The 25,306-nt window shown below is 67.4% G+C and carries 19 protein-coding genes; 11 read left to right on the forward strand and 8 right to left on the reverse strand.

What is annotated here, in order from left to right; all coding sequences use genetic code 11:
• Positions 1 to 15: 15 nt before the first annotated feature.
• From RR42_RS21260 to RR42_RS21275, 4 genes are all read left to right on the forward strand, one after another.
• Entirely contained in the window at positions 16 to 1,812 is a 1,797-nt protein-coding gene (locus tag RR42_RS21260) for an acyl-CoA dehydrogenase family protein (RefSeq protein ID WP_043352772.1), read from the forward strand.
• 106 nt (positions 1,813 to 1,918) lie between these two features.
• On the forward strand, positions 1,919 to 2,899 hold the full coding sequence (locus tag RR42_RS21265) for a Bug family tripartite tricarboxylate transporter substrate binding protein (RefSeq protein WP_043352773.1): 981 nt from the start codon (positions 1,919 to 1,921) through the stop codon (positions 2,897 to 2,899).
• A 180-nt stretch (positions 2,900 to 3,079) separates the two neighbouring features.
• The gene (locus tag RR42_RS21270) at positions 3,080 to 3,535 is read left to right on the forward strand and encodes a PaaI family thioesterase (RefSeq protein WP_043352775.1); all 456 of its coding nucleotides are present in this window, start codon (positions 3,080 to 3,082) and stop codon (positions 3,533 to 3,535) included.
• A 69-nt stretch (positions 3,536 to 3,604) separates the two neighbouring features.
• Positions 3,605 to 4,756 carry a CaiB/BaiF CoA transferase family protein gene (locus tag RR42_RS21275; RefSeq protein WP_043352777.1) on the forward strand — a complete coding sequence of 384 codons (1,152 nt, stop codon included), beginning with the start codon at positions 3,605 to 3,607 and terminating at the stop codon, positions 4,754 to 4,756.
• Positions 4,757 to 4,807: 51 nt separating this feature from the next.
• Here RR42_RS21275 and RR42_RS21280 read toward each other — a convergent pair whose 3' ends face one another.
• The 4 genes from RR42_RS21280 to RR42_RS21295 form a co-directional block, all read right to left on the reverse strand.
• On the reverse strand, positions 4,808 to 6,550 hold the full coding sequence (locus tag RR42_RS21280; protein ID WP_043352779.1) for a lactate permease LctP family transporter: 1,743 nt from the start codon (positions 6,548 to 6,550) through the stop codon (positions 4,808 to 4,810).
• A gap of 510 nt (positions 6,551 to 7,060) precedes the next feature.
• The gene (locus RR42_RS21285; protein WP_052494841.1) at positions 7,061 to 8,530 is read right to left on the reverse strand and encodes a LutB/LldF family L-lactate oxidation iron-sulfur protein; all 1,470 of its coding nucleotides are present in this window, start codon (positions 8,528 to 8,530) and stop codon (positions 7,061 to 7,063) included.
• Positions 8,527 to 9,231, reverse strand: coding sequence for a LutC/YkgG family protein (locus RR42_RS21290; protein ID WP_043352782.1), 705 nt, complete (start codon positions 9,229 to 9,231; stop codon positions 8,527 to 8,529). The genes RR42_RS21285 and RR42_RS21290 overlap by 4 nt, the downstream gene beginning before the upstream one ends.
• A complete protein-coding gene (locus RR42_RS21295; RefSeq protein WP_043352784.1) occupies positions 9,228 to 10,016 on the reverse strand; it encodes a (Fe-S)-binding protein in 789 nt (262 codons plus the stop codon). The genes RR42_RS21290 and RR42_RS21295 overlap by 4 nt, the downstream gene beginning before the upstream one ends.
• Before the next feature lie 138 nt (positions 10,017 to 10,154).
• On the opposite strand from RR42_RS21295, the gene RR42_RS21300 reads away from it, so the two are divergent.
• The gene (locus RR42_RS21300; RefSeq protein WP_043352786.1) at positions 10,155 to 10,880 is read left to right on the forward strand and encodes a FadR/GntR family transcriptional regulator; all 726 of its coding nucleotides are present in this window, start codon (positions 10,155 to 10,157) and stop codon (positions 10,878 to 10,880) included.
• Between the two features lie 179 nt (positions 10,881 to 11,059).
• Here the strand turns inward: RR42_RS21300 and RR42_RS21305 are convergent, their stop codons facing one another.
• Both RR42_RS21305 and RR42_RS21310 read right to left on the reverse strand, forming a co-directional pair.
• Entirely contained in the window at positions 11,060 to 12,097 is a 1,038-nt protein-coding gene (locus RR42_RS21305; protein WP_043352789.1) for an AI-2E family transporter, read from the reverse strand.
• A gap of 240 nt (positions 12,098 to 12,337) precedes the next feature.
• Positions 12,338 to 13,447: a helix-turn-helix domain-containing protein gene (locus RR42_RS21310; protein WP_158408292.1), complete on the reverse strand. Its 1,110-nt coding sequence runs from the start codon at positions 13,445 to 13,447 to the stop codon at positions 12,338 to 12,340.
• Positions 13,448 to 13,640: 193 nt separating this feature from the next.
• Between RR42_RS21310 and eat the strand changes: the two genes are divergently transcribed.
• From eat to RR42_RS21330, 4 genes are all read left to right on the forward strand, one after another.
• Positions 13,641 to 15,089 carry an ethanolamine permease gene (gene eat / locus RR42_RS21315; protein WP_043352794.1) on the forward strand — a complete coding sequence of 483 codons (1,449 nt, stop codon included), beginning with the start codon at positions 13,641 to 13,643 and terminating at the stop codon, positions 15,087 to 15,089.
• A gap of 8 nt (positions 15,090 to 15,097) precedes the next feature.
• Entirely contained in the window at positions 15,098 to 16,480 is a 1,383-nt protein-coding gene (locus RR42_RS21320; protein WP_043352796.1) for an ethanolamine ammonia-lyase subunit EutB, read from the forward strand.
• A gap of 24 nt (positions 16,481 to 16,504) precedes the next feature.
• Complete coding sequence (gene eutC / locus RR42_RS21325; protein ID WP_043352799.1) at positions 16,505 to 17,317, forward strand: ethanolamine ammonia-lyase subunit EutC; 813 nt, start codon at positions 16,505 to 16,507, stop codon at positions 17,315 to 17,317.
• Positions 17,318 to 17,418: 101 nt separating this feature from the next.
• Positions 17,419 to 18,708, forward strand: coding sequence for an HAD family hydrolase (locus RR42_RS21330; protein ID WP_043357538.1), 1,290 nt, complete (start codon positions 17,419 to 17,421; stop codon positions 18,706 to 18,708).
• 117 nt (positions 18,709 to 18,825) lie between these two features.
• Here RR42_RS21330 and RR42_RS21335 read toward each other — a convergent pair whose 3' ends face one another.
• On the reverse strand, positions 18,826 to 20,256 hold the full coding sequence (locus tag RR42_RS21335) for an FAD-binding oxidoreductase (protein ID WP_043352801.1): 1,431 nt from the start codon (positions 20,254 to 20,256) through the stop codon (positions 18,826 to 18,828).
• A gap of 194 nt (positions 20,257 to 20,450) precedes the next feature.
• A complete protein-coding gene (locus tag RR42_RS21340) occupies positions 20,451 to 22,049 on the reverse strand; it encodes a PLP-dependent aminotransferase family protein (RefSeq protein WP_173430724.1) in 1,599 nt (532 codons plus the stop codon).
• 177 nt (positions 22,050 to 22,226) lie between these two features.
• Between RR42_RS21340 and RR42_RS21345 the strand changes: the two genes are divergently transcribed.
• Together RR42_RS21345 and RR42_RS21350 are read left to right on the forward strand one after the other, a co-directional pair.
• Complete coding sequence (locus RR42_RS21345) at positions 22,227 to 23,576, forward strand: ArgE/DapE family deacylase (RefSeq protein WP_043352805.1); 1,350 nt, start codon at positions 22,227 to 22,229, stop codon at positions 23,574 to 23,576.
• A gap of 65 nt (positions 23,577 to 23,641) precedes the next feature.
• A complete protein-coding gene (locus tag RR42_RS21350) occupies positions 23,642 to 25,258 on the forward strand; it encodes an ABC transporter substrate-binding protein (RefSeq protein ID WP_052494842.1) in 1,617 nt (538 codons plus the stop codon).
• The last annotated feature ends 48 nt before the right edge of the window (positions 25,259 to 25,306 follow it).

Consider the following 25,306-nt stretch of genomic DNA (forward strand, 5'->3'; position numbering starts at 1 on the left):
CACAGGAGATACCCCATGCAGACCAGCGCAGCGCGCCAAACTGTCGTTTCGGCCACTTTGTCCGCCACGCCCGCGCATCCGGTGCCGGACCAGCAAGGCGTCAACCTGTTTGCCAGCGACCCTGACCTGCGCGCGCTGCTGCCGCTCTACCTCCCGCCCGACCTGTTCGCCCACCTGCTGCCCCACCTCGACCGCATGGGCGCGCTGGCCGGGGGCGTGCTGGACGAACTCGCGCATATCGCCGACCAGAACAAGCCCACCTTGTCGCACCGGACCCGCACCGGCATCGATGCGCAGCGCATCGACAAGCATCCCGCTTACGTGGAGCTGGAGAAGGTGGCGTTCTCCGAGTTCGGCCTGGCGGCGGCATCACACCGCGGCGGCGTGCTGGGCTGGGACAAGCCGATGCCCGCTGCGGCCAAGTACGCGCTGACCTACCTGTTCGTGCAGGCCGAGTTCGGCCTGTGCTGCCCGCTGTCGATGACCGATTCGCTGACCCGCACCTTGCGCAAGTTCGGCGATCCGGCGGTGGTCGAGCGCTTCTTGCCGAACCTCACCACGCAGGTCTTCGAGGACCTGTACCAGGGCGCCATGTTCATGACCGAGCAAGGCGCGGGCTCCGACGTGGCTGCCACCACCACCCGCGCCGCGCGCGATGCGCAGGCCGAGGGCGGCTGGCGCCTGTCGGGCGACAAATGGTTCTGCTCCAACCCGGACGCCGCGCTGGCGATGGTGCTGGCCCGCGTCGAGGACGAAAACGGCGAGGCCGCGCCCGGCATCAAGGGCGTGTCGCTGTTCCTGCTGCCGCGCACGCTGGCCGATGGCAGCGCCAACCACTACCGCATCATCCGGCTCAAGGACAAGCTTGGCACGCGCTCCATGGCCAGCGGCGAGATCCGCCTGGAAGGCGCGCATGCCTACCTGGTGGGTGAGCTTGGCCGGGGCTTCGTGCAGATGGCCGACATGATCAACAACTCGCGCCTGTCCAACGGCGTGCGGGCGGCCGGCCTGATGCGCCGCGCCTTGTCGGAGGGCCAGTTCATCGCGCGCGAGCGCCGGGCCTTTGGCAAGCGCCTGCTGGACATGCCGCTGATGCGCCGCCAGCTGCTCAAGCTCGCGCTGCCCACCGAGCAGGCCCGCACCATGGTGTTCCAGACCGCCGAGGCGCTGCGCCGCGCCGACGCCGGCGAGGCTGATGCTTATGCGCTGATGCGCGTGCTCACGCCGCTGATCAAGTTCCGCGCCTGCCGCGATGCGCGCAAGGTCACTGGCGACGCCATGGAAATGCGTGGCGGCTGCGGCTATATCGAGGAGTGGAGCGACCCGCGCCTGGTGCGCGACGCGCATCTCGGCTCGATCTGGGAAGGCACCAGCAATATCGTTGCCCTTGACGTGCTGCGTGCCATCCGCCGCGAAGGCGCGCTGCCCGTGCTGGAAGCCCATCTCGCGGGCTTGCTGCAAGCCACGCCGATGCATGCCGGGGCGCGCGCCACGTTTACCGCGGCAATCGCCAGGGCCGCGAAGCTGGCCGCCCGCGCCGCCGAAGCCGGCGCCGATGGCGACGTGCTGGCGCGCCAGGCCGCCTCCGCGCTGTACCACGTGACCAGCGCGGTCGCCATGGCCTGGGAAGCCGGCCGCATCGGCTCGGTGCGGCGCATGCGATTGGCCCAGCTGGTGCTGGTCCATCGTGTGCTGCCCCAGGATCCGCTGGCCGGCGAGGCTGAACCCTGCTGGCTGGCCGACACCATCGCGCCGCCCGCCGGCGGCGCCATGAGCGCCACCGGCGAGGTGGAGCAGGTCAACCTCTTCTGACGCATTACCGCAAATCCGACAAGCCCCCCGCGGCGCCCCACGGCGGCGCACACGCCGGCGCCGCATCGGCTGCCCGGCGCAAGAAGACCTAAACCAGGAGACAACCATGACCCTCTGGCAACGCCTCGCCGCTGTCGCCGCCTGCACCCTCTGCGTGGGCATTGCCCCCGCGCTGGCGCAGAAGGACTTCCCGTCCAAGCCCATCATGATGATCGTGACCTACCCGCCCGGCGGCCCCACCGACGTGATGGCGCGCACCCTGGCGTCCGCGCTCAAGGGCAGCCTTGGCCAGACCGTGGTGGTGGAAAACCGCGCCGGCGCCGGCGGCAATATCGGCGCCGAAGCCGTGGCGCGCGCGGAGCCGGATGGCTACACGCTGATGTTCGGCACCTCGGCCCCGCTGGCGATCAATGTCAGCCTGTACCGCAAGATCAACTACGACCCGGTCAAGAGCTTCGCGCCGATCATCCAGATCGGCCAGTTGCCCAACGTGCTGGTGGTGAATCCCTCGGTGCCCGCCAAGACCGTCGGTGAGCTGATCGCCTACGGCAAGGCCAACCCGGGCAAGCTGACCTATGCCTCGTCCGGCAATGGCGCGTCCTCGCACCTGGCCGGCGTGCTGTTCAACAACCTGGCCGGCACGGACTTCCGCCATATTCCCTACAAGGGCACCGGCCCCGCGCTCAACGACCTGCTTGGCGGCCAGGTGAGCATGAGCTTCACCGACGTGCTGACCGCGCTGCCCTTCATCAAGAGCGGCAAGTTCCGCGTGCTGGGCGTGACCACCAAGAGCCGCTCGCAGGCGCTGCCCGATGTGCCCACCGTGGCCGAGCAGGGCGTGCCTGGCTTCGACGTCTCGGTGTTCTTCGGCGTGGTCGCCCCGGCCGGCACGCCGCCGGCGGTCATCGCCAAGCTCAACCATGCCTTTGCCGATGCGCTGCAACAGCCCGCGGTGCGCAAGACCCTGCAGGCGCAAGGGCTGGAACTGCCGCCGTCGACCTCGCCCGAGCAGCTTGGCAGCTTCGTCAAGGCAGAGGTGACCAAATGGCGCGGCGTGGTGCAAAAATCGGGTGCTCAGCTGGACTGAGCCAGCGGCACGCCCCGCCAAGCCAGGCTATGAATCATGGCCGGTTCGGCGGTAGTATCGACGTTTGCCAACCTGCGTGCAGTCCAATGCACCTGGCGGCATGTGGGCGAATTCGTGGGCATCGCGGCATAGCGGTGCCCGTTTTGCCTTCATGCTGCCCCAACCTGCCCTGTGCCCGCCATGACCGATCTCTCCTTGCCCGCGCCCGTCAACGAATTTGCCGGTGAAGCGCCCGGCCTGCTGTTTGCCCTGCCGATGCCCATGGCCCGCGTGTTCGGCCTGACCGGCGTGCACATCAACGCCAAAGAGGCGCGCGTGAGCATGGCCTACCACCCGGACCACACCAACAGCCGCGGCGACGTGCACGGCGGCGCGCTGGCCACGCTGCTCGATTGCGCGCTGTCCTGCGCCGCGCGTGGCCACGATCCGCGCCGCTTCGGCGTGGCCACGATCGACCTGTCGGTGCATTTCACCGCGCCCGGGCGCGGCGAGCTGACCGCCAACGCCTGGTGCGAGCGCCGCGGCCGTTCCCTGTGCTTTGCGCGCGGCGAGATCCGCGATGCGCAGGGCGAGCTGCTGGCGCTGGCCACCGGCACCTTCAAGCTGCTGGATCGCACGCCCGCGCCGGCCGCCTGAGCCAGGCCCGCGTTTTTCGCCGCGCGTTCATCGCCGCACGTTCATCGCCGCAGTTACGGAACCCCTCTCATGAGCAAACTCCCTGTCTCGCCCGGCGCGCTCGCCGGCATCCGCGTGGTCGATCTCTCCCGCATCCTGGGCGGGCCGTTCTGCGGCCAGATCCTTGGCGACCATGGCGCCGACGTGCTGAAGATCGAGCCGCCCCAGGGCGACGATACCCGCACCTGGGGCCCTCCGTTCAAGGACGGCGTGGCCTCTTATTACTTCGGCCTGAACCGCAACAAGCGCGTGATGCGGCTGGACCTGAGCGCCGATGCCGACCGCGAGGTGCTGCTTGCCCTGCTGGCCGACGCCGACGTACTGGTCGAGAACTTCAAGACCGGCACGCTGGAAAAGTGGGGGCTGGGGTTTGACGCGCTGTCGGCGCGCTTCCCACGCCTGGTGCACTGCCGGGTTTCCGGCTTTGGCGCGGACGGCCCGCTCGGTGGCCTGCCCGGCTACGACGCGGCCATCCAGGCCATGGCGGGCATCATGAGCATCAACGGCGAAGCCGGCGGCGACGCGCTGCGCGTGGGCTTGCCGGTGGTGGACATGGTCACCGGGCTGAACGCCGCGCTGGGCGTGTTGCTGGCCCTGCAGGAGCGCGAGCGCAGCGGGCGCGGCCAGTTTGTCGAGGCGGCGTTGTATGACTCAGGCCTGTCGTTGCTGCATCCGCACGCGGCCAACTGGTTCATGAGCGGCAAGGAGCCGACCCGCACCGGCAACGCGCATCCGAACATCTATCCGTACGACACCGTCGCCACCGCCACCGACCCGATCTTTCTCGCGGTCGGCAACGATCGGCAGTTCCGCATCCTGTGCGAGCACCTGGAGATGCCGGGGTTTGCCGACGATGCGCGCTACGCTACCGCCGGCGCGCGCTCGGTCAACCGTGCCGCGCTCAAGGTGGAGCTGGAAGCGCGCATGGGCAAGCTGGATGGCAAGGTGCTCGCCGATACGCTGGTGGCCGCCGGCGTGCCGTGCGCGCCGGTGCTGTCGGTGGCGCACGCCTTGCAGCATCCGCACACCGTCCACCGCGAGATGGTGGTGGAAATGGCGGATGGCTACAAGGGCCTTGGGTCGCCCGTCAAGCTCAGCCGCACGCCCGCCACCTACCGCTACGCGCCGCTGGCAGAGGGCGACCAGTTCCTGCCGCGCGACGCCGCCAACGACGGCGAGTAAGCGGCGGGGCTGTGCCCGCTCGGCGGGTGAGCAGGGCAGTGGCTCAGCAGGTCAGTGGGGAATCATCCCCGTGAGCACATAAGCCTGCAGCATGGTGATGATGCCCACGATCATCGCGAACAGCAGGCTGTGCTTCACGGTAAAGCGGAACAGCTCGGATTCCTTGCCGACCAGCCCGGTGGCCGCGCAGGCGACCGCGATGGATTGCGGCGAGATCATCTTGCCGGTCACGCCGCCGGTGGTGTTGGCCGCCACCAGCAGCGTGTCGGATACGCCGATCTGGTGCGCGGTGGTGCTCTGCAACGAGCAGAACAGCGCATTGGACGACGTGTCCGAGCCAGTCAGGAACACGCCCAGCCAGCCCAGGAAGGGCGAGAAGAACGGAAACGCCGCGCCCGTGCCGGCCAGCAGCAGTGCCAGCGTCGACGACATGCCCGAGTAGTTGGCGACAAAGGCGAAGCCCAGTACCAGCCCGATCGACAGGATCGGGCGGCGCAGCTCCATCAGCGTTTCGCCGAAGGTGGCCAGCGCAGCGCCTGGCTTCATGCGCAGCAGCACGGCGGAGATCAGCGCGGTCAGCAGGATGGCGGTGCCCACCGCCGATACCAGGTCGAGCTTGAACACCGCTTCGTAGGCCTTGGGCTGTGCCACGATCGGCGCGGCCTTGATCACCAGCTGGTCCAGCGCCGGCACATGGAACTTCAGCACCCACCCAGCCAGCGCGCCGTTGCCGACGAACAGCGCCTTGAACGACGGCAGGCTCCACACCGTCACGATGGCGGTGAGGATGCCGAACGGCGCCCACGCGCGCACGGTCTGCGCCACGGTGTAGGGCGAGGCGCGGCGGTTGTTACCCGCCCCGTCGCCCGCCCCGTTGCCGAAGCTGCCCGCATCGCTTGCCAGCCCGCCACCCATGCGCGCCAGTGCTGCCGCACCGCCGCCCGCCTTCACGGCGCCGCCAGCCCGCTGGCTTGCGCTCTTGGGCTGCCACACCTTGAGGAACAGCGTCAGCGACACCAGGCTCACCAGCGCCGAAGTGATGTCCGGCAACTCCGGCCCGATATGGTTCGAGGTGAAATACTGCGTCACCGAGAAGCTCGCGCCGGTCACCAGCGCCGCCGGCCACGTCTCTTTCACGCCGCGCTTGCCGTCCATGATGAACACCAGCCAGAACGGCACCGCCAGCGACAGCAGCGGCAATTGCCGGCCGGCCATCGCGCCGATGTGCATGGCATCGATGCCGGTCACCTGGCCCGCCACGATGATGGGAATGCCCATGGCGCCGAAGGCCACCGGCGCGGTATTGGCGATCAGGCACAGGCCCGCCGCATAGAGCGGGTTGAAGCCCAGGCCCACCAGCAGGGCTGCGGTGATGGCCACCGGCGCACCGAAGCCCGCGGCGCCTTCCAGGAAGGCGCCGAAGGCAAAGCCGATCAGCAGCATCTGCAGGCGCTGGTCATCGGTGATGGCCAGCACGGACGCGCGGATGATGTCGAACTGCCCGGTCTTCACCACGATCTTGTAGAGGAAGACCGCGGTCACGATGATCCAGGCGATCGGCCACAGCCCGTAGGCAAAGCCGAAGCCCGCGGCGGCGAGCGCCTGCGGCACCGGCATGCCGTAGGCGAAGATGGCCACGCCTAGCGCAAGGAGCAGGGTGATGGCTGCTGCCACGTGGCCTTTCATGCGCAGCACGGCCAGGGCGAGGAAGAAGAAGAGGATGGGTAGCGCTGCTGCGAGTGCGGACAGCCACAGGCTGCCTAGTGGTGTGTAGGTCTGGGTCCAGGGTTGCACGGTGGGTCTCCTCCGGGGATTGTGTTTGAGTGGAATGGATTGGGGCGTTTTGTTGCTTGCGTTTTTTTGTCTGGTTTTTGTTGGCTTGGGGATGCGTCGGTATTTGTTCTGCAACTGCGTTGTTGCGTTGCTGCCTTGTTGCATGACTGCGAAGTCAAAGGCTTAAAGGCGTAAAGTCAAAGGCAGTTTCACCACCCCTGCGGGGCGGCGACCTACTTTCTTGTCTTGCCAAGAAAGTAGGCAAAGAAGGCGCGCCGGATGGGGCGACTACCCCTCGTGATTCGACGAAAAGAGCGGCCGGGACCCAAACTCGCATCGCCTTAAGGCGATACTCAGACATGGGTCCCTCTTTTCCGCTCTTTTCGCCGAATCACGAGGCGCCCCATACGGCCTGGTAAACCTTGACGGCTCGCTTCGCATCGCGTGGGGGGCTCGCTTCGCATTGCGCAGTGTTGCCCGCTGGCGGGCCTACACATCAGCGCATTTGTTGTGTCTGTTCCTGGTGCCTGCCTACTCCGCCTGTCCGCGCTCGCGCAGCAAGTCCGACAGACTGCGCGGCGCGGGGGTAAGCGGTGCGCGGTGCCGGGTCCACCCGAGTTGGTGTTTTGGCGTCAGCACCCGCAGCCGCGTGGCGGCCCAGCGGAACAGCCGGTAGGCGAGCGGATGCGCGAACGCGCCGCTCCAGAAGCGCCAGACCAGGTGCTCGCCGCGGCTGAACTTGGTGCCTTGGCCGCGCAGCGGATGCGCGACCTGTTCGCTGGGATCGCGGTTGGCTTCGGTGCGCAGGCGGATCAGCAATTGCGGAATCGGGATGCGCACGGGGCAGACTTCGCCGCAGGCGCCGCAAAGGCTGGAGGCGGTGGCAAGGTCCGCCGTGGCATCGAGCCCGAGCAGGTGCGGCGAGATGATCTTGCCGATCGGGCCGGGGTAGGTAGTGCCGTAGGCATGGCCGCCGATGCGCGTGTACACCGGGCAATGGTTCATGCACGCGCCGCAGCGGATGCACTGCAGCGTGGCGCGCAGTTGCTCATCCGCATAGGCCTGGCTGCGGCCGTTGTCCAGCAGCACCAGGTGCACCTCGCGCGGGCCGTCGCGCTCGCCCGCGCGGCGCGGGCCGGAGATCAGGTTGAAGTAGGTGGTGATGGCTTGCCCGGTGGCCGAGCGCGTCAACAGGCTGGCCAGCGGCACGATGTGCTCAAGCCGGGCCACCACCTTCTCCATGCCCATGATGGCGATATGCACATCGGGCACGGTGGTGGACAGGCGGCCGTTGCCCTCGTTTTCCACCAGCCACAGCGTGCCGGTGTCCGCGGCGGCAAAGTTCACGCCGGACAGGCCGATGTCCGCGTTGACGAATTCCTGGCGCAGCGCGCGCCGGCCGGTCTGGATCAGTTCGTCCACGTCCTCGGTATAGGGCGTGCCGGGGATATGCTGCTCGAACAGCTCGGCAATGTCGCCGCGGGTCTTGTGGATGGCCGGCATCACGATGTGCGACGGTTTCTCGCCCGCGAGCTGCACGATGTACTCGCCCATGTCGGACTCGATGCAGTCGATGCCACGCTCGGCCAGGTAATGGTTCAGCTCGATCTCCTCGCTGGCCATCGACTTGCCCTTGATCACGCGGCTTGCCTGGCGGGCCTGCGCGATGCCGTGCACGATCGCATTGGCCTCGTCCGCGGTCTCGGCCCAGTGCACCTGCACGCCGGCCGCGGTGAGCTTGTCCTCCAGTTGCACCAGCAGGTCCGGCAGTTGCGACAGTGCGTGCTGGCGGATCGCTTCGCCCAGGTCGCGCAGTTGCTCCAGCTCGTCGCCGTCGGGGAACTGCACGGCACGCTTGGCCTGCAGGAAGTCCATGGCGCCGCGGAAGCTGCTGCGCAGCTTGGGATCGTCCAGCGCCGCGCGCGAGCGCGCCTTGAAGTCCGCGGCGGGCACGAAGTGCAGGGGGGCGGCGCTGTCCTGGGCCGTCGTCGATGTACTCATTGCGCGGCTCCCGTCCCGGCGCTGCCGGTCACGATAATGACCCACAGCTCGCGCGGGCCATGCGCGCCGTAGGCCAGTGTTTGCTGGATGTCCGAGGTCTTGGATGGGCCGGATACCAGTACCAGGTTGGTCGGCATGCCCGCGCTCCAGCGCTCGGCGCGCGCGGCGCAATGCAAGTCCGGATGCAGCGTCTCGGCGTACACCAGCGCGATATGCAGCGGCGGCACCAGCGAGACCGTGCGTGGCGTTTGCGCGTCGGGCGCCAGCACCAGCGTGCCGGTGGCGGCAATGCCGGAGCGCGCCACGGTAAAGCCCGCGTCCACGGTGTCGAAGAGTTCCGCCTTCCACGCTTCGATGGGGCGCGCGTAAGACAGCGGCGCCACGCTAGCGGGCAAGGCGCGCATCAGCGCGGCGCCTTGCTCGGCGGCGGGGTCCAGCAGCAGGCGGCGCACGCCGGCGGCTGCGAGCTTGCCTGCGAGTTGCGCGGGCCAGGCCTCGGCGCTGGCGCACCAGGCCAGCGCGTGCGAGGCGCCCAGTGCCGCCTGCATGGCCTGCGCCAGCTCGGCGGGGGTGGCCGCCTCGCGGCGGGCGTCGTAGTGCGCATCGATGCGCGCATCCAGCTGGCTGGCATCGGCAGTGGTAGCGGGTGCGGCTGCGCGTAGCCGGCCGAGCATGCGCTCGCGGGCGCTGAGCGTGCTCATGCTTGCTCCTTGGCGGCGCCGCCGGTGCGTCGCCACAGGAAGCTGGCGATGTGCTCGACAGGCAGCGGCGCGCCCTGGTGCCTGGCCGCGTGCCCGATATTGAGCAGGCAGCCGCAGTCGGCTGAGACCAGCCGGTCGCAGCCGGTGGCGCAGGCCGAGGCGATCTTGTCCTGCACCATGGCGCCGGAGATGTCGGGATGCTTGAGCGAGAAGGTGCCGCCAAAGCCGCAGCATTCGGATTCGCGCTGATGCTCGGTACGCGTGACGCCGGGCAGGGCGTCGACCAGGGCCACGCCATGGTCGCGCGTACCCATTTCTCGACGGGCGGCGCAGGAGGTGTGCAGCACCACGGTTTCGGGCGGCTGGCCGGCGACGCCGCTCACGTCGAAGCGGACTTTCAGCACGTGCAGCAGGAATTCGCTCAGCTCGTACACGCGCTCGGCCAGCAGGGCGGCCTTGGGGCCAGCCACGGGATCTTGCGCGAACAGCTGCGGCCAGTGGTGCCGCATCATCCCGGCGCAAGAGCCGGAGGGCACGATCACCGGCCACGGTTCGGCGAACAGATCCAGCTGGGCCAACGCCACCGCCCGGGCCTGTTCCGGGTTGCCGCTGCTATAGGCAGGCTGTCCGCAGCAGCTTTGCCCGCGAGGGAAGTGCACGGTCAGGCCCTCTCGCTCCAGCAGCCGCACGGCGTCCAGGCCGGCTTGCGGCACGAACATGTCGACCAGGCAGGTGGCGAACAGGTAGACCTGTGCCGGGGCAGGGGGATAGCGCCTTTGCTTCATGTCTCGCTCCGTGGGTGCAGCCGCCTGGCTGTGGGGCTCAGGGCTGGCCGTTGTTTGAGCGCATAATTCCGCGAGACGCGCGCCAGTTCAAATTGGTTGGACCAGTTGGGCGTGGCGAACGGATTTCGGAGCGAGAGGATGGCGGCGGGCAGGCAGGCGCGCGGGCGCGTGGAAGAGGTGATGCGGAAACTGGAAACGGCGATGCTGGACGGCACCTGGCCGGCCGGTGCCCGCCTGCCCGCGGAGCGGCTCCTGGCCGAGCAATATGGCGTGGCGCGCAACACCATCCGCGAGGCAACCCAGCGGCTGGCGGCGCGAGGCTTGCTGCAAAGCCGGCAGGGCGCAGGGGTGTTCGTCACCGAGCAGCTGCGCACCGGCTTTGCCTCGCCATGGCGCCAGCTGGTGGCGGACCACCCGGTGCTGCGTGACGATATCCTGGAGTTTCGCCGGGTGCTGGAGGGCGCTACCGCTTACTTTGCCGCATTGCGCGCGGATGCCGGGGATCTCAAGCGCATCCGCGGCCTGCTCCGCGCGCTGGAAGCCGCCCGCCAGCAAGACGACAAGGCGGCCGAGGCCGAAGCGGACGCCAAGCTGCATGAGGCCATTGCCCAGGCCTCGCACAACACCATGTTCCTGCACCTGCATACCAGCGTGATCGGCATGCTGCGCGAACACATCACCATCAACGGCACGGGCCTGCGGGTGCAGGACGAGGATGCCTCCGCGCTATTGCTGCTGCAGCACCGCACGCTGTGCGAGGCCATCTGCGCGCGCCGCCCGGAGGAGGCGCGCACCGCCATGCAGACACACATCGACTTTGTGCGCAGCCGGGTGGAGCCGCAAGGAGACGGGGCAAGCGCCTAAGGGGCCATTTCAAAAAAATTCTGGCGTCGTTGCGCGGCCTTGGCGTACCACTTGTACTGTCTGCGGCCGCGCGCCTAGCCAGAACCGCTTCGCTTCATTTTGAAACAGCCCCTAAAGTCGGGCACTGGATCGGTGGACACCGGATCGGCCGGAATTGGTCCTACCGGTGGCGCCAGGCGTCAGATCAGGCCCCTGTTCGACAGCTCGCGCTTGAGATAGGCGTAGTAGATCGGCCCCGCAATCACGCCGGCGACGCCGTACAGCGACTCCATCAGCAGCATTACCGTGAGCAGTTCCCAGGCGGCGGCATTGATGCGCGCGCCGATGATGCGCGCATTGAGGAAATACTCGAACTTGTGGATCACCACCAGGTAGAACAGCGAGGCGATCGCCATGGGCAGCGAAATCGACAGCGAGGCCACCACGATGCCCGTGTTCGACACCAGGTTGCCCAGTACCGGCAGCAGCCCGACCAGGAAAGTGAGGGCGACCAGCGTCTTGGCCAGCGGCAGGTGCACGCCAAACAGCGGCAGTACCACCAGCAGGTAGATCGCGGTGAGCACGGTGTTGATCAGCGAGATCTGCACCTGGGCGAAGATGAACTGCGAGAACGCCAGCTGCAGGTTGCGGGCGCGTTCCACCAGCGCCGAGGCCAGCGGCCGGCGGTTGGGCTTGGAGATGGCGCGGTACAGCGCCACCATCGCGCCAATCACCAGGCCGATCAGGATATGCGCGAGGCTGCGCAGCACCTCGGTACCGAACTTCTGTGCCATCTGCGCGTGCTCGCGCAGCCAGGCAATGAGGGCATTGGCCAGCTCGTCCACGCCGCGCGGCAGCGCGTTGCTGACCCAGACCGGCAACTGGGCGCGGGACTTGTCGATGATGTCGGCGGTGCGGATCAGCAAGGTGTCGAGCGTATTGCCGTCGCCGCTGACAAAGCGCACCAGCGCCCAGCCCCCAAGCGTGAGCCCCAGCAAGGTGACAGCGGAGAGAATCGCCACCGCCAGGGCGTCGTGGCGCTGGTGCAGGCGCACCAGCTTGGGCGCCAGCACGTCTACCAGCGAGTACAGCAGCAGGCCCGCCATGAGCGCCGCCACCAGGTTGGCCTGCATCACCATCCAGAGCGCCAGGGCGGTCAGGATATAGGCGGCAGTCGTGACATTGAACCACTTTGTGTCCGGCAAGCGGGGTGTGCGTGGCGGATCGGGTTGATGCATCAAGTCTCCTGCATTGAGGGGCCATGCCGTCTGGTGGACGGCCGGGCGTCTGTGCATTGTACGGCGCTCGATTGTCGGTCCCGGAAGCGGTGAAGGCAAGCGCGCCGCGCATGGCGCGCAGGCCGGGGCGAGAGGTCAGGCAAGGGGAGGGGGGAGCGTGCGCGCGAAGGCGCCCGAGAGGGGGGGCTGAAGGTGCTCTTGAGCGACCTCCAGGGCGTAAGGGCGCGTGAGGCGCAGCGCCTAGTTCGGCCCGCCGTGTCCCGCCGGTCCGCGCAAGGCGGCCGACGGCAGTTCGCCGAACATGCGGCGGTAGTCTTGCGCAAACTGCGACAGGTGATGGAAGCCCCAGGCGCCGGCCACGTCGGATACGGTGCTGTGGGCCGCGCCGGACTTGAGGTCGCGGCGCACGCCGTTCAGGCGCAGCGCGCGCAGGTAGGCCGCGGGCGACATGCCGGCGACATCCTCGAAGCAGTACTGCAGCGCGCGCCGGCTCAGGTGGAAATGCCGGCACAGGTCCGGCACCGTGATGGCGTCCGCCGTGTGGGCCAGCAGGTAATCGCGGATGCGCTGCACGGTGCGCTGGCGGTTGATATGGGTCACAGAGGGGCGCTGCGCGCTGTCGCTCGATGCCATCAGCAGGGTGACCAGACTGCCCAGCAGCCGCTCCTGCAGGTCGCCGCAGAACAGTGCTGAATCGACCTTGTCCGCGGCAATGCCGGTGACGCCTGCCCGCGCCGCATGGTGGCCGGCCGCTTCCGAGAGGATCTCCATCAGCGCGCGGCACAGCCGGGCGCGCGCCCATGGCTGGACCGACAGCACTTCGCGCTGGCCCAGCACGCTGGCTGGGTCACGGTGCTCCACTTCCTCCATGTAGCGGGCGAACTCGGCCGTCTCCACCACGATGCCGAAAATCCCGAAATCCTCCGGCGTGCGCAGCTCGAACTCGGTGCCACCGGGCCGCACCGCGATGGCCGTGGGCTTGATCGCCATGCCACCCACCGTGGCTGGCGCCTGCACCGACGGCAGCGGCACGCCGAACCACATCGCATCGGGCCATGCCATGCAGGATTGCCGCAGGCTGCGGTTGGTGCGCTCGATAAACACCTGGGCATGCGGCAGCCACAGCTCCCGTACCTCGCCGGTGAAACTGCCGGGCGAAAGCTGGTCATAGGTCTGGTTCCAGCGCGAGAGGTTGCTGGCGTGCTCGTCGGCATCATGCGCGGCGGTCACGCGGAAGATGCCCTGGCGGCCTGGGTGGCCGCCGGCGCGGCTATCGGTGCTGCGATCGAACGTAGCGCTCATGGCGAAGTGGGGGCATTCGGTGCAAAGCGTTTCTGCAGCAAGTTTCATTCCACCGCCGGGGTGGCGCATCCGCTGCGCCGGTGCCTGCGGAGGTGGTCGCGTCCGTGGTCTTTGCACGAGTCGAAGGCAATGCTGCCGATTTTCGATAACGCTGCCCGCACGGTTTTGGCGATGATGCCGGAAACGCCACCGGCAAGGCAATGGACCGCCGGTGGCAACCTGCCCCGGAGAAACCCTAGCCATGTCCAGCCAGCCCCATGCCTCGCCGCCCTCGTCTTCCGGTTCGTCCGGTGGCGCCCAGACCCTGACACAGACGCTGGGCACCGTACAGCTATGGGGCATCGCCGTGGGGCTGGTGATCTCCGGCGAATACTTTGGCTGGAGCTTTGGCTGGGCCAGCGCCGGCACGCTCGGCTTCATGGTCACGGCGATCGCGGTGGCCACCATGTACGCCACCTTCATCTTCAGCTTCACCGAGCTGACCACCAGCATCCCGCATGCCGGCGGGCCCTTTGCCTACGCGTATCGCGCGTTCGGGCCGGGCGCGGGCTATCTCGCGGGGCTGGCCACGCTGATCGAGTTCGTGTTCGCGCCGCCCGCCATTTCGCTGGCCATCGGTGCGTATCTCAATGTGCAGTTTCCGGGGCTTGACCCCAAGCTGGCCGCAGTGGGCGCCTATATTGTCTTCATGGGCCTGAATATCATCGGCGTGCGCATTGCGGCCACCTTCGAGCTGGTGGTGACGCTGTTTGCCATCTTCGAGTTGCTGGTCTTCATGGGGGTGGTGGCGCCGGGCTTCTCGGTGGCCAATTTCGTCAAGGGTGGCTGGTCCGGGCAGGATGCCTTTTCGCTGGCGGCGGTGCCCGGCATGTTCGCCGCGATTCCGTTTGCGATCTGGTTTTTCCTCGCCATCGAAGGCGTGGCGATGGCAGCGGAAGAAGCGCGCGATCCGCGCCGCTCGATTCCCATCGCCTACACCACCGGCATCGTCACGCTGGTGCTGCTTGCCATTGGCGTGATGGTGTTTGCCGGCGGCGCTGGCGACTGGACCAAGCTGGCCAACATCAACGATCCGCTGCCGCAGGCCATGAAGATGATCGTGGGCGATAACTCCGGCTGGCTGCACATGCTGGTGTGGCTCGGGTTGTTCGGGCTGGTGGCGTCGTTCCACGGCATCATCCTGGGCTACTCGCGCCAGATCTTCGCGCTGGCCCGCGCCGGCTTCCTGCCCGGCTGGCTGGCGCGTGTGCACCCGCGCTTCGCCACGCCGCACCGCGCCGTGCTGGCCGGTGGCGTGGTCGGCATCCTGGCCATCTACAGCGATGACTTCATCTCCATCGGCGGCCAGCCGCTGACCGCCAATATCGTCACCATGTCGGTGTTCGGCGCGCTCACCATGTACCTGTTCAGCATGGCCAGCCTGTTTCGCCTGCGGCGCAGCGCGCCGGACATGGCGCGGCCGTACCGCACGCCGTTCTACCCCGTCTTCCCGTTGATCGCGCTGGCGGGCGCGGTGGTCTCGCTGGGCGCCATGATCTGGTTCAACCCGCTGATCGCGCTGATCTATGCCGGCGTGCTGGCGGCGGGCTACGCGCATTACCACTGGCGCGGGCGGCATCTGGTGGCGTTTGGCGACCTGGCCGGCAGCGGGCCGCAGGCGAGCGCGCCCGTGGCAGCCCCCGCAGACTGAGACGCATCATGGCCTTCGCCCACACCGTTGCCTCGCGGCGTCACCTGTTCGCCGATCTCAAGACCCTGCTCGCCAAGGCCAGTCCGGCACGCTCGGGCGACTACCTGGCGGGGCTGGCGGCTGCCAGCGAGGAGGAGCGCATGGCCGCGCGCATGGCGCTGGCCGAGGTGCCGCTGGCGCATTTCCTGAGCGAAGCGCTGGTGCCCTACGAGCAAGATGAGGTCACGCGCCTGATCGTCGACCGCCATGACGCCCGGGCCTTCCGCGAGATCGCGTCGCTGACCGTGGGGGACTTTCGCAACTGGCTGCTGCTGCACGAGACCGATTCCGCCGTGCTCACGCGCGTGGCGGCGGGCATCACGCCCGAGATGGCCGCTGCGGTCAGCAAGCTGATGCGCAACCAGGACCTGGTGGCGGTGGCGCGCAAGTGCCGGGTGGTCACGCGTTTTCGCAACACCATCGGCCTGCCCGGGCGGCTGTCCGTGCGGCTGCAGCCCAACCATCCTACCGACGACGCGCGCGGCATCGCCGCCTCGATGATCGATGGGCTGCTCTACGGCTGCGGCGACGCCACCATCGGCATCAACCCGGCCACCGACAACCTCGGCGCCATCGTCACGCTAATGCGCCTGATCGACGACCTGCGCCGCCGCTACGACGTGCCCACGCAGTCGTGCGTGCTGACCCACGTCACCAACACCTTGCGCGCGATCGAGCAGGGTGCGCCGGTGGACCTGGTGTTCCAGTCGGTGGCGGGCAGCGAGCGCGCCAACGCGGGCTTTGGCATCAGCCTGGCGTTGCTGGCCGAGGCGCACGACGCCGCGCAAAGCCTGGCGCGCGGCACGGTGGGCAACAACGTGATGTACTTCGAGACCGGACAAGGCAGCGCGCTGTCCGCCAACGCGCATCACGAGGTGGACCAGCAAACCATGGAGGCTCGCGCCTATGCGGTAGCGCGCGCGTTCTCGCCGCTGCTGGTCAATACCGTGGTGGGCTTCATCGGCCCCGAGTATCTGTACGACGGCAAGCAGATCATCCGTGCCGGGCTGGAGGACCACTTCTGCGGCAAGCTGCTCGGCGTGCCGATGGGTTGCGACGTCTGCTACACCAACCATGCCGAGGCTGACCAGGACGATATGGACACGCTGTTGACGCTGTTCGGCGTGGCCGGCATCAACTTCATCATGGGCGTGCCAGGCGCCGACGACATCATGCTGAACTACCAGAGCACCTCCTTCCACGACGCGCTCTACCTGCGCGACGTGCTAGGCCTGCGCCCCGCGCCGGAGTTCGAGGCCTGGCTGCAAGCCATGGGCATCTTTGGCGAGGACGGCCGGCTGCTTGAGCTCGCCGAGCGCCAGCCGCTGCTGCAACTTGCCCACGGCTTGTAAGCCGATAGAGCGCGCCCCTAAGCCATGAGCCACAAACTGATCCACGACAATCCCTGGCAGCGCCTGCGCCAGTTCACCGCCGCGCGCATCGCGCTGGGCCGCGCGGGCCACAGCCAGACCACGGAGGCGGTGCTCGCCTTCGGGCTGGCGCATGCGCAGGCGCGCGATGCCGTGCACCTGCCGCTTGCGCGTGCGGCCATCGAGCAGGCCCTGCACGATGCGGGTTTGGGCAGCGTGGACGCGCACAGCGCCGCGCCGGACCGCCAGCATTACCTGCGCCGCCCCGACCTGGGGCGCCAGCTTGACGAAGCCAGCCGTGTGCGGCTGGCGCAGGCGCGGCCCGCCGAAGCACCCGACGTGGTGTTCGTGATCGCCGACGGCCTTTCCGCCCTCGCGGCCGAACGCCATGGCGTGGCACTGCTGCTGCACGTACGGGAGCGCCTGCCGGATTGGCGCATCGGGCCGGTGGTGGTGGCCGAGCAATCGCGCGTGGCGCTGGGCGACGAGGCCGGCCACCTGCTTGGCGCGCGCCAGGTGGTGATGCTGATCGGCGAGCGGCCCGGGTTGAGTTCGCCGGACAGTCTCGGCATCTATCTCACGCATGACCCGCGGCCCGGCCGCAGCGATGCCGAGCGCAACTGCATCTCCAATGTACGGCCCGAGGGGCTGCCCTACGCGCAGGCCGCCGACAAGCTCGCCTTCCTGCTGCGCGGCGCGCTGGCGCTGGGGCGCAGCGGCGTGGACCTGAAGGACGACAGCGAGCACGCGGCGCTGCCCGAGCCAGCGCCGGGCGCGCTGCCTGCGTCGGGCCCGACGCCCGGTACAAGGACCGACTGAGAAGCCGATCGATCCGGCCGCCCACGCAGGCGGCCGGGCATTGCCGTGCCGTGTTGCCATCGCATCACAACAACGAAGACAACGAAGAAGAGGAAATCGCCATGAAGCACAAGAGCCTGTTGATCGTATCCCTGCTGGCCGCCGCGTTCGCCGCGGGCGGCTGCGCCACGCAAGCCCCCGCCGTACCCGCCGCGCAGGCGCAGGGCGCCACCCAGCCGCTGGTCAAGGGCAACTGGGACGCCTTCAATCGTGGACGCATCGACGCCCTGATCGCCGCCTACGGCAAGGGCAGTCCGGCCTACGACGCGCGCAAGCCGCCGTATGCGGTTTTCGACTGGGACAACACCAGCGTCTTCCTCGACATCGAGGAGGCCGTGTTGGTCTACCAGCTGGAGCAGCTGCGCTTTGGCGCCACCCCGCAGCAGCTCGACACCGCCATCCGCGTCAACATCCCGGGCAAGGACTTCAACGCGCCGTTCAACAACGCCGCGGGCCAGCCGGTCAATATCGACAAGGTGGCGCCGGACATCATCGAGAGCTACACCTGGCTCTACCAGAACTACCGCGGGCTGAAGGGCACGCAGTCGCTCGAGCAGGTCAAGGCCAATCCGCACTACCAGAACTTCATCGCCAAGATGCGCTACCTGTATGAAGCCATCGGCGATAGCTTCGACCATGCGGTGGCTTATCCGTGGGTGACTTACCACTTCGCCGGCATGACCGAGGCGCAGGTGCGCCAGCTCACGGCCGATACCGTCACCTGGCAACTGGCGCAGCCGATCGAAAAGGTGAAATGGACCAGCCCGGCCGCCCTGCCCGGCCGCGCCGGGGTGGTGTCGGTGAGCTGGAAGAACGGCCTGCGGCTGGTGCCGGAGATGCAGGATCTCTACGGCAAGATGCGCAATGCGGGATTTGATGTCTGGGTTTGCTCGGCGTCGTTTGTCGATGTGATCAAGGAGATCTCCTCCAACCCCGCCTATGGCTACAACAACGCCGCTGAGCGCGTGCTGGCGATGGAGCTGGAGCGCGATGCGCAAGGCGTGATCCAGCCCGAGTTCCGCCGCGGCTACGACCAGACCCAGGGCAAGGGCAAGACCAAGACCATCGAGCGCTTCCTGGTGTCGCGCTACGGCTACGGCCCGGCGTTTGTCGCCGGCGACAGCGAAGGCGACCAGAACATGATGCAGGACTTCGCCGACACCCGCGCCGTGCTGATCGTCAACCGGCTGCGCGCCAGCGATATCGGCAAGCTGTCCGGCGTGGCCGTGCAAAGCTACGGCAAGCCCGATGCCAAGTACCTGCTGCAGGGACGCGACGACAACAAGGGTCTGTTCGTGGCATCGCAGCAGCACACGCCGCTGGGGGCGACGCAAGGGAAGTTGTTGAAGTAGGCGGCGGGAGCGGCCGAGTCCATCCTTCCATGCGGCCGCTACAAAGCAGGGTCAGCGCGGGTGGCCTGCGCGGGCGCCCGCGGCTTGACCTGCGGCAGTCGTGTGACCGAAAGGCGCTCAATCCAGATCAAACACCCGTCCCGGGCTGAGGATGTTGTGCGGGTCCAGCGCGCGCTTGATCAGCCGCATCAATCCCAGCTCCTGCGGCGTGCGCGAGCAGTGCAGGTAGGGCTTCTTGTGAAAGCCGATGCCGTGCTCGGCGGAGACGCTGCCCTTGAACTCCCGCACCACGCCGTACATCACGTCGGAAATCTCGTGCTCGGGGAAGTCGAGGTCGGTGGCGCCGGGCAGGTACACGCTGACGTGCAGGTTGCTGTCGCCCACGTGGCCGAAATTGACCGGCTCGGCATGCGGCCACACTGCCAAGAGGCGGGTGCGCAGCGTCTCGGCGAATTCGCCGATGCGGCCGATCGGCAGGCTGACGTCATAGGCCGCATTGGGCGACCACATCACCGGGAATTCGGCCACCGCATCGCGCAGTTGCCAGAAGCTCTGCGCTTCCTTGTGGCTGGATGCGACCGCCGCGTCCTGGATCAGGCCGGCTTCCATCGCGGATTCGAGCATGCTTTCAAAGACCGGCGCGTCCTGCGAGGCGTCGTTGCCCTGCAGGTCGAGCAGCACGTAGAAGGGATGGCCGGCGGGCAGCGGCGCGCGCACGCCGGGCACGCGCGTGGTCACCAGCCCGTAGAAATCCGCCCACATGACTTCAAAGGCTGACAGCCGCCCCGAGAGCTTGCGCTGCGCATGGCGCAGCAGGCGCACCACGTCATCGTAGGTTGCGAGCGCGCACAGCGCCGTTTGCGTGGCGCTGGGCAGCGGCGCCAGACGCAGCACGGCGCGGGTGATCACGCCCAGGGTGCCCTCGCTGCCGATAAACAGCTGGCGCACGTCGTAGCCGGCGTTGTTCTTTTGCATCTTGTTGAGTGACGACACCACCGTGCCATCGGCCAGCACGGCTTCCAGCCCCAGCACCTGGTCGCGCATCATGCCGTAGCGGATCACGCGGTTGCCGCCCGCGTTGGTGGCGATATTGCCGCCGATCTGGCAGCTGCCGCGCGCGCCCAGGTCCACCGCGAGCAGCCAGCCAGCCGCGCGAGCCGCCTCCTGCGCCGCCTGCAGCGTGGTGCCGGCCATCACGGTCATGGTGCCGGCCTGCGCATCGATCTCTTCCACGCCGCGCATGCGCTCCAGCGAAAGCACCAGCTCGCCGCCTTCGGGCGTGGCGGCGCCGGCCAGGCCGGTCAGCCCGCCTTGCGGCACCACGGGCTGGCGCAGCCGATGGCATAGCGCCAGCACGGCGGCCACGTCTTGCGTATTGCGCGCACGCACTACCGCCAGCGGCGGCACCGCGCCCAGCGGCGCATACCAGTCCTTGCGAAAGCGGGTCTCGATGGCGTCGCCGGTTTGCAGCCCGGGCGCGTCCAGCAGCGTGGCGAGTTCCCTGAGCAGGGCGGAGGACGGGGCGGGTTGGGGAGCGGGACTTGCCATGTGCGGTGTGTGTGAAGGAGAAGGGTGCTAATGCTATGGGAGGATGGGGATAGCGTTAAGGGCCAATCGGGCTGGCGACGATGGCACCATCGCCGCAATGGGGGGTGCCGGTGAGCTTGCCGCTTCCGCGGCGTTGTCCGCGGCGTTGTCCGTGGCCTGGAAGTCAGCATCGGTTTGGCCGGGCATCGGCACACTCAGGCCCCGCTCCAGGCCTCCCGGTTGATCCCCGCTGCCGGCGCGCGGCGCGGCGCCTGCGTGCGCGCCAGATGCTCCAGCGCGGGTTCGATCACCTCCGCCAGCTTGTGGAAGGCCGGCGCGATCTCGTCGTCCGGCACGCAGGCATACCCCAGCAGCAAGCCCTGGTTGGTCGCCCGCGCGGGGTCCGCGAAATAGCGCGACAGCGGCCGCGTCGACAGGCCCTGGGTACGCGCCGCCATGCTGATGCCGAGGTCGTCGGCGCCCGGCGGCAGGTGGATCACCATGTGCAGCCCGGCTTCATGCGTGGAGGTGGGCCAGTCCGCGCCCAGGCGCGTGGCGATGGCCTCGCGCAGCAGCCCCTGGCGCTGCGCGTAGCGCTGGCGCATGCGGCGGATATGCGTGGCGTAATGCCCCTGCTCGATAAAGTCGGCCAGCACCGCTTGCTGCACCAGCTGCCCCTCGCGGAACAGCTCCGACAGCCCGGTGGCGAAATGCGGCGCCAGCGGCTTGGGCAGCACCATGAAGCCCATGCGCAGGCCGGGGAACAGCGTCTTGGAAAACGTGCCCATGTAGATCACGCGGTCATGTTCATCCAGCCCCTGCAGCGAGGCAAGCGGGCGGCCCTCGAAGCGGAATTCGCTGTCGTAGTCGTCCTCCACGATCCACGCGCCGCGCTGGCGCGCGTATTCCAGCAGCATGCGCCGGCGCGACAAGCTCATCACCATGCCCAGCGGATACTGGTGTGACGGCGTGGCAAAGATAAAACGCGGCGGGTTCTGCAGCGTGGCCGCATCCGGGGCGAGGCCCTCGCTATCCACCGGCACGGGGATGGTTTCGATGCCGGCGCTGTTGAGCAGGCTACGGGTGCCCCAGTAGCCGGGGTCTTCCATCCAGGCCTTGTCGCCGACATCGCCCAGCAGCCGCGCGATGAGGTCGATGGCCTGGTGGATGCCGGTGGTCAGGATGATCTGCTCCGGCTCGCAGCGCACCGAGCGCACCAGCCGCAGGTGCTCGGCCATCACGCGGCGCAGCGGCAGGTAGCCACCGTTGTGCGCATACGTCAGAAGCTCGGGCTTGGGGGCGCGCCAGTGCTTGTTCAGCAACCGTGCCCAGACCGCGTGCGGAAACAACGAAACGTCGGGTACGCCGGAGACGAACGCACCCCATTGGCGATCCGACGCACCAGAATGCGACACCAGATGCTGCCCACGCCGCGAAAGCGCGAAGCGGTTCTGATTTTGCTGCGCTGCGAGCACTGGCATGGTGCCACTTCGCACCCTAACGGTGTGCAATGCACTATGGTCGGGAAAACTCTGCGACACGAAGGTGCCACTTCCGCTGGCTGCGGTGACATAGCCCTCCGCCAGCAACTGCTCAAATGCATAAAGCACGGTATTGCGGGAAACCCCTATCTCCTTCGCAAGCAGGCGCGACGCAGGCAGCTTGCTACCCGCAACCAAAGACCCAGCAAGGATTTCCTGCCGGATGATCTCGTAGAGCTGGCGGTTCATATGCGCGCCGTTTTTATCCGCAGCACCATCCGCGGGCCGCTCCAGACGCTGCAGCAGCAGCTCCGACAAAATCGTCTCTTTCAAAGTGGCCCCGCGCGAAAAGAAAAATATGGATCTATGTATGGTACCAATGATCGGCTAAGTTTCGACACATCTTGTTTCGATCGTCGTTTTTCTCAACGACGCTTTGCCGCTCAGGCCGATTCGATCCTCTCCGGGCACGTTCCAAGCGCGCGCTCCGGACAGCCAGTGGAGCCACTTATGCAACGTCCCACCGCTACGCCTTCTACGCCTTCTACGCCCGCCACCCCCGCGCTTTCCACCGATGCCATCGCCGCCGCCGTGCGCGCGCTCGAGCCGTACATGGTGCGTACGTTGTCGGAATTCGTGGCCGCACCCAGCCCCTCCGGGCAGGAACAGCCGGCCGTGGCGTTCATGGAAGGCGCGCTGCGCGAGTTGGGCCTGGAGCCGGAGCGCATCTACCTGCGCAGCGAGACGTTGAAGGACCTGCCGCTGTTCTCGCCGCCATGCTGTCCGGACGGCGGACGCTACAACCTGCTGGCCACGCATCGCCCGGCGACCAAGGGCGGCCGATCCGTGCTGTTCAACGGCCACCTGGACGTGGTGCCCACCGGCCCGGAGTCGATGTGGCGCCAGTCGCCGTATGCGCCGTTTGTCGAGGACGGCTGGCTGTTCGGCCGCGGCGCGGGCGACATGAAGGCCGGCATCATCTGCACGCTCGCTGCCTATAAGGCGCTGAAAGATCTCGGCGTGCAGCCCGCCGGCGCGGTCGGCTTCAACGCCGTGCTTGAAGAAGAGAACACCGGCAACGGCGCGCTGGCTACCGTGGCCGCGCTCGCCAGCGCGGTGGGCGCGGGCAAGCTGGCCTCGTTCGACACCGTTGTGATTCCCGAGCCGCTGGGCGAGAACCTGATGAGCGCGCAGATGGGCGTGTTCTGGATGTTCGTCGAACTCACCGGCCGCCCGGCGCATGCCGCCTACATGACCACCGGCGTGAACCCGGTGGAGGCCGGCATCGAGGTGATGGCCGACCTGCGCAAGCTCGAGGCCGAGTGGAACCTGCCGGAAAACCGCCCCGCCGTGTACCGCGACCACGCGCACCCGATCAACTTCAACCTCGGCCAGATCCAGGGCGGCGAATGGAACTCGTCGGTGCCCTGCACCTGCACGCTCGGCATTCGCATCGGCTTCTTCCCGACCATGAGCGTGACCGATGCCAAGGCGCGCGTGCAAGCCTGCGTGCGCGGCACGCTGGAGCGCCTGGCCAGCAACCTCACGCTCGATATCCGCTACGAAGGCTTTCACGCGCCGGGCTGCGAGTTCGATCTCGATGTGCCCAGCATGCAGGCGCTTGGCGAAGCCCACCGCAAGGTCAATGGCGAAGAAGTGCGGCGCGAAGCCACCACCGCCACCACCGACGCACGGCATTTCCGCCTGATGCTGGAAACGCCGGTGACCTGCTACGGCCCGCAGGCCCGCAACATCCATGGGATCGACGAGTCGGTTTCCATCCAGAGCATGGTGCGCGTTGCCACCACGCTCGCGCAGTTCATGCACGACTGGTGCGGCGTAGAGCCGGTCAGCGCTTGAAGTCCACGCAGCAACCCGTCTTCGCGTATCCGCAGATCACGATCACCACCACAGGAAACTGACCGATGAAACACCTCACCCAACACCTGAAAAAGAGCTTTGGCAAAAGCCTGGTGTCGATGGCGCTGGCAACCGCCGGCCTGACCCTGGCACCGGCACTGCTGCCCGCGGGCAGCGCGGTTGCGCAGACCGTTGGCGGCACCTTGTCCGGCATCGTGCAACCCGAGCCGCCGATCCTGATCAGCGCGATGAACTCGCAGGCGCCCACGCAATATGTCGCCGGCAAGATCTACCAGGGCCTTCTGACCTACGGCCCGGACCTCAAGCCGCGCCCGGAGCTGGCCAAGTCGTGGAAGGTGTCGCCGGACGGCCTGACCTATACCTTCGAGCTGCAGAGTGGCGTGAAGTGGCATGACGGCAAGCCCTTCACTTCGGCTGACGTGGTGTTCTCGATCGACAAGATGCTGCGCGAAGTGCACGTGCGTACGCGCGCCGTGCTGAACAAGTACATGGAATCGATCCGCGCCGTGAACGACAGCACGGTCGAGATCAAGCTCAAGGAAGCGTTCCCGCCGTTTATCTCGATGTTCGAGACCGGCACCATGCCCATGATGCCCAAGCACATCTACGACGGCACGGACTACCGCAACAACCCGGCCAACCAGAAGCCTGTCGGCACCGGCCCCTTCATGTTCAAGGAATGGAAGAAGGGCGCCTATATCAAGCTGGCCAAGAACCCCAACTACTGGAAGAAGGGCAAGCCCTACCTGGATGAACTGGTGTTCTACGTGATCCCGGACTCGGCCTCGCGCGCGGTGGCCTTCGAGAAGGGCGACGTGCAGGTGCTGCGCGGCGGCGACGTGGACAACGTGGACGTGAAGCGCCTGCGCGCGTTGCCCAATGTGGAATACACCACCAAGGGCTGGGAGCTGTTCTCGCCGATGTCGAACCTGCTGATGAACATGCGCAAGCCGCCGTTCAACAACGTCAAGGTACGCGAGGCGGTCATGCACGCGCTCAATCGCAAGATGATCGTGGACAACATCTTCTTCGGCATGGGCAAGCCGGCGGTCAGCCCGTTCGCCTCCGCCACGCTGTTCTTCGACAAGACCACACCCGTCTATGACTTCAACCTGAAGAAGGCGCGCGAGCTGATCAAGGAATCCGGCGTCAACGTGGGCCAGTACCCGGTCAAGATCCTGTCGTCATCCTATGGCGCCAACTGGGACCGGCTTGACGAGTACATGAAGCAGATGCTGGAACAGCTTGGCTTCAAGGTCAGCATCGAGTCCGCCGATGCCGGCACGTGGTCCGCCCGCGTCAGCAACTGGGACTTCGACCTGACCGCCACCTACACCTACCAGTACGGCGATCCGGCGCTGGGCGTGGAGCGGCTCTACGTGACCAAGAACATCGTCAAGGGCACGCCGTTCGCCAATGTGCAGGGCTACAGCAATCCGCAGGCCGATGAACTCTGGGCCAAGGCCAGCGTCACCATGGACCCGGCCGAGCGTCAGAAGCTCTACAGCCAGGTGCAGAAAATCCTGATGACGGAAGTGGCCGCGGGCAACCTGTTCGAGCTGGAGTTCCCCACGCTGTACCGCAAGAACGTGAAGAACCTCGTGACCACCGCCATCGGCCTGAACGAGTCGTTCGACAACGTTTCCATCGAGAAGAACTGAGTACGCTGCTACCCAGGTAACAAGTCGCCAGTCAGTTCACGCGCCGGG

The sequence above is a fragment of the Cupriavidus basilensis genome, from assembly GCF_000832305.1.
Taxonomy (GTDB): domain Bacteria; phylum Pseudomonadota; class Gammaproteobacteria; order Burkholderiales; family Burkholderiaceae; genus Cupriavidus; species Cupriavidus basilensis_F.

What these genes read in the sequence shown, in the direction of transcription:
- RR42_RS21260 (WP_043352772.1), top strand. Translation starts at nt 16, where the DNA reads ATGCAGACCAGCGCAGCGCGCCAAACTGTCGTTTCGGCCACTTTGTCC.
- RR42_RS21265 (WP_043352773.1), top strand. Translation starts at nt 1,919, where the DNA reads ATGACCCTCTGGCAACGCCTCGCCGCTGTCGCCGCCTGCACCCTCTGC.
- RR42_RS21270 (WP_043352775.1), top strand. Translation starts at nt 3,080, where the DNA reads ATGACCGATCTCTCCTTGCCCGCGCCCGTCAACGAATTTGCCGGTGAA.
- RR42_RS21275 (WP_043352777.1), top strand. Translation starts at nt 3,605, where the DNA reads ATGAGCAAACTCCCTGTCTCGCCCGGCGCGCTCGCCGGCATCCGCGTG.
- RR42_RS21285 (WP_052494841.1), bottom strand. Translation starts at nt 8,530, where the DNA reads ATGAGTACATCGACGACGGCCCAGGACAGCGCCGCCCCCCTGCACTTC.
- RR42_RS21290 (WP_043352782.1), bottom strand. Translation starts at nt 9,231, where the DNA reads ATGAGCACGCTCAGCGCCCGCGAGCGCATGCTCGGCCGGCTACGCGCA.
- RR42_RS21295 (WP_043352784.1), bottom strand. Translation starts at nt 10,016, where the DNA reads ATGAAGCAAAGGCGCTATCCCCCTGCCCCGGCACAGGTCTACCTGTTC.
- RR42_RS21300 (WP_043352786.1), top strand. Translation starts at nt 10,155, where the DNA reads ATGGCGGCGGGCAGGCAGGCGCGCGGGCGCGTGGAAGAGGTGATGCGG.
- RR42_RS21305 (WP_043352789.1), bottom strand. Translation starts at nt 12,097, where the DNA reads ATGCATCAACCCGATCCGCCACGCACACCCCGCTTGCCGGACACAAAG.
- RR42_RS21310 (WP_158408292.1), bottom strand. Translation starts at nt 13,447, where the DNA reads ATGAAACTTGCTGCAGAAACGCTTTGCACCGAATGCCCCCACTTCGCC.
- eat (WP_043352794.1), top strand. Translation starts at nt 13,641, where the DNA reads ATGTCCAGCCAGCCCCATGCCTCGCCGCCCTCGTCTTCCGGTTCGTCC.
- RR42_RS21320 (WP_043352796.1), top strand. Translation starts at nt 15,098, where the DNA reads ATGGCCTTCGCCCACACCGTTGCCTCGCGGCGTCACCTGTTCGCCGAT.
- eutC (WP_043352799.1), top strand. Translation starts at nt 16,505, where the DNA reads ATGAGCCACAAACTGATCCACGACAATCCCTGGCAGCGCCTGCGCCAG.
- RR42_RS21330 (WP_043357538.1), top strand. Translation starts at nt 17,419, where the DNA reads ATGAAGCACAAGAGCCTGTTGATCGTATCCCTGCTGGCCGCCGCGTTC.
- RR42_RS21335 (WP_043352801.1), bottom strand. Translation starts at nt 20,256, where the DNA reads ATGGCAAGTCCCGCTCCCCAACCCGCCCCGTCCTCCGCCCTGCTCAGG.
- RR42_RS21345 (WP_043352805.1), top strand. Translation starts at nt 22,227, where the DNA reads ATGCAACGTCCCACCGCTACGCCTTCTACGCCTTCTACGCCCGCCACC.
- RR42_RS21350 (WP_052494842.1), top strand. Translation starts at nt 23,642, where the DNA reads ATGAAACACCTCACCCAACACCTGAAAAAGAGCTTTGGCAAAAGCCTG.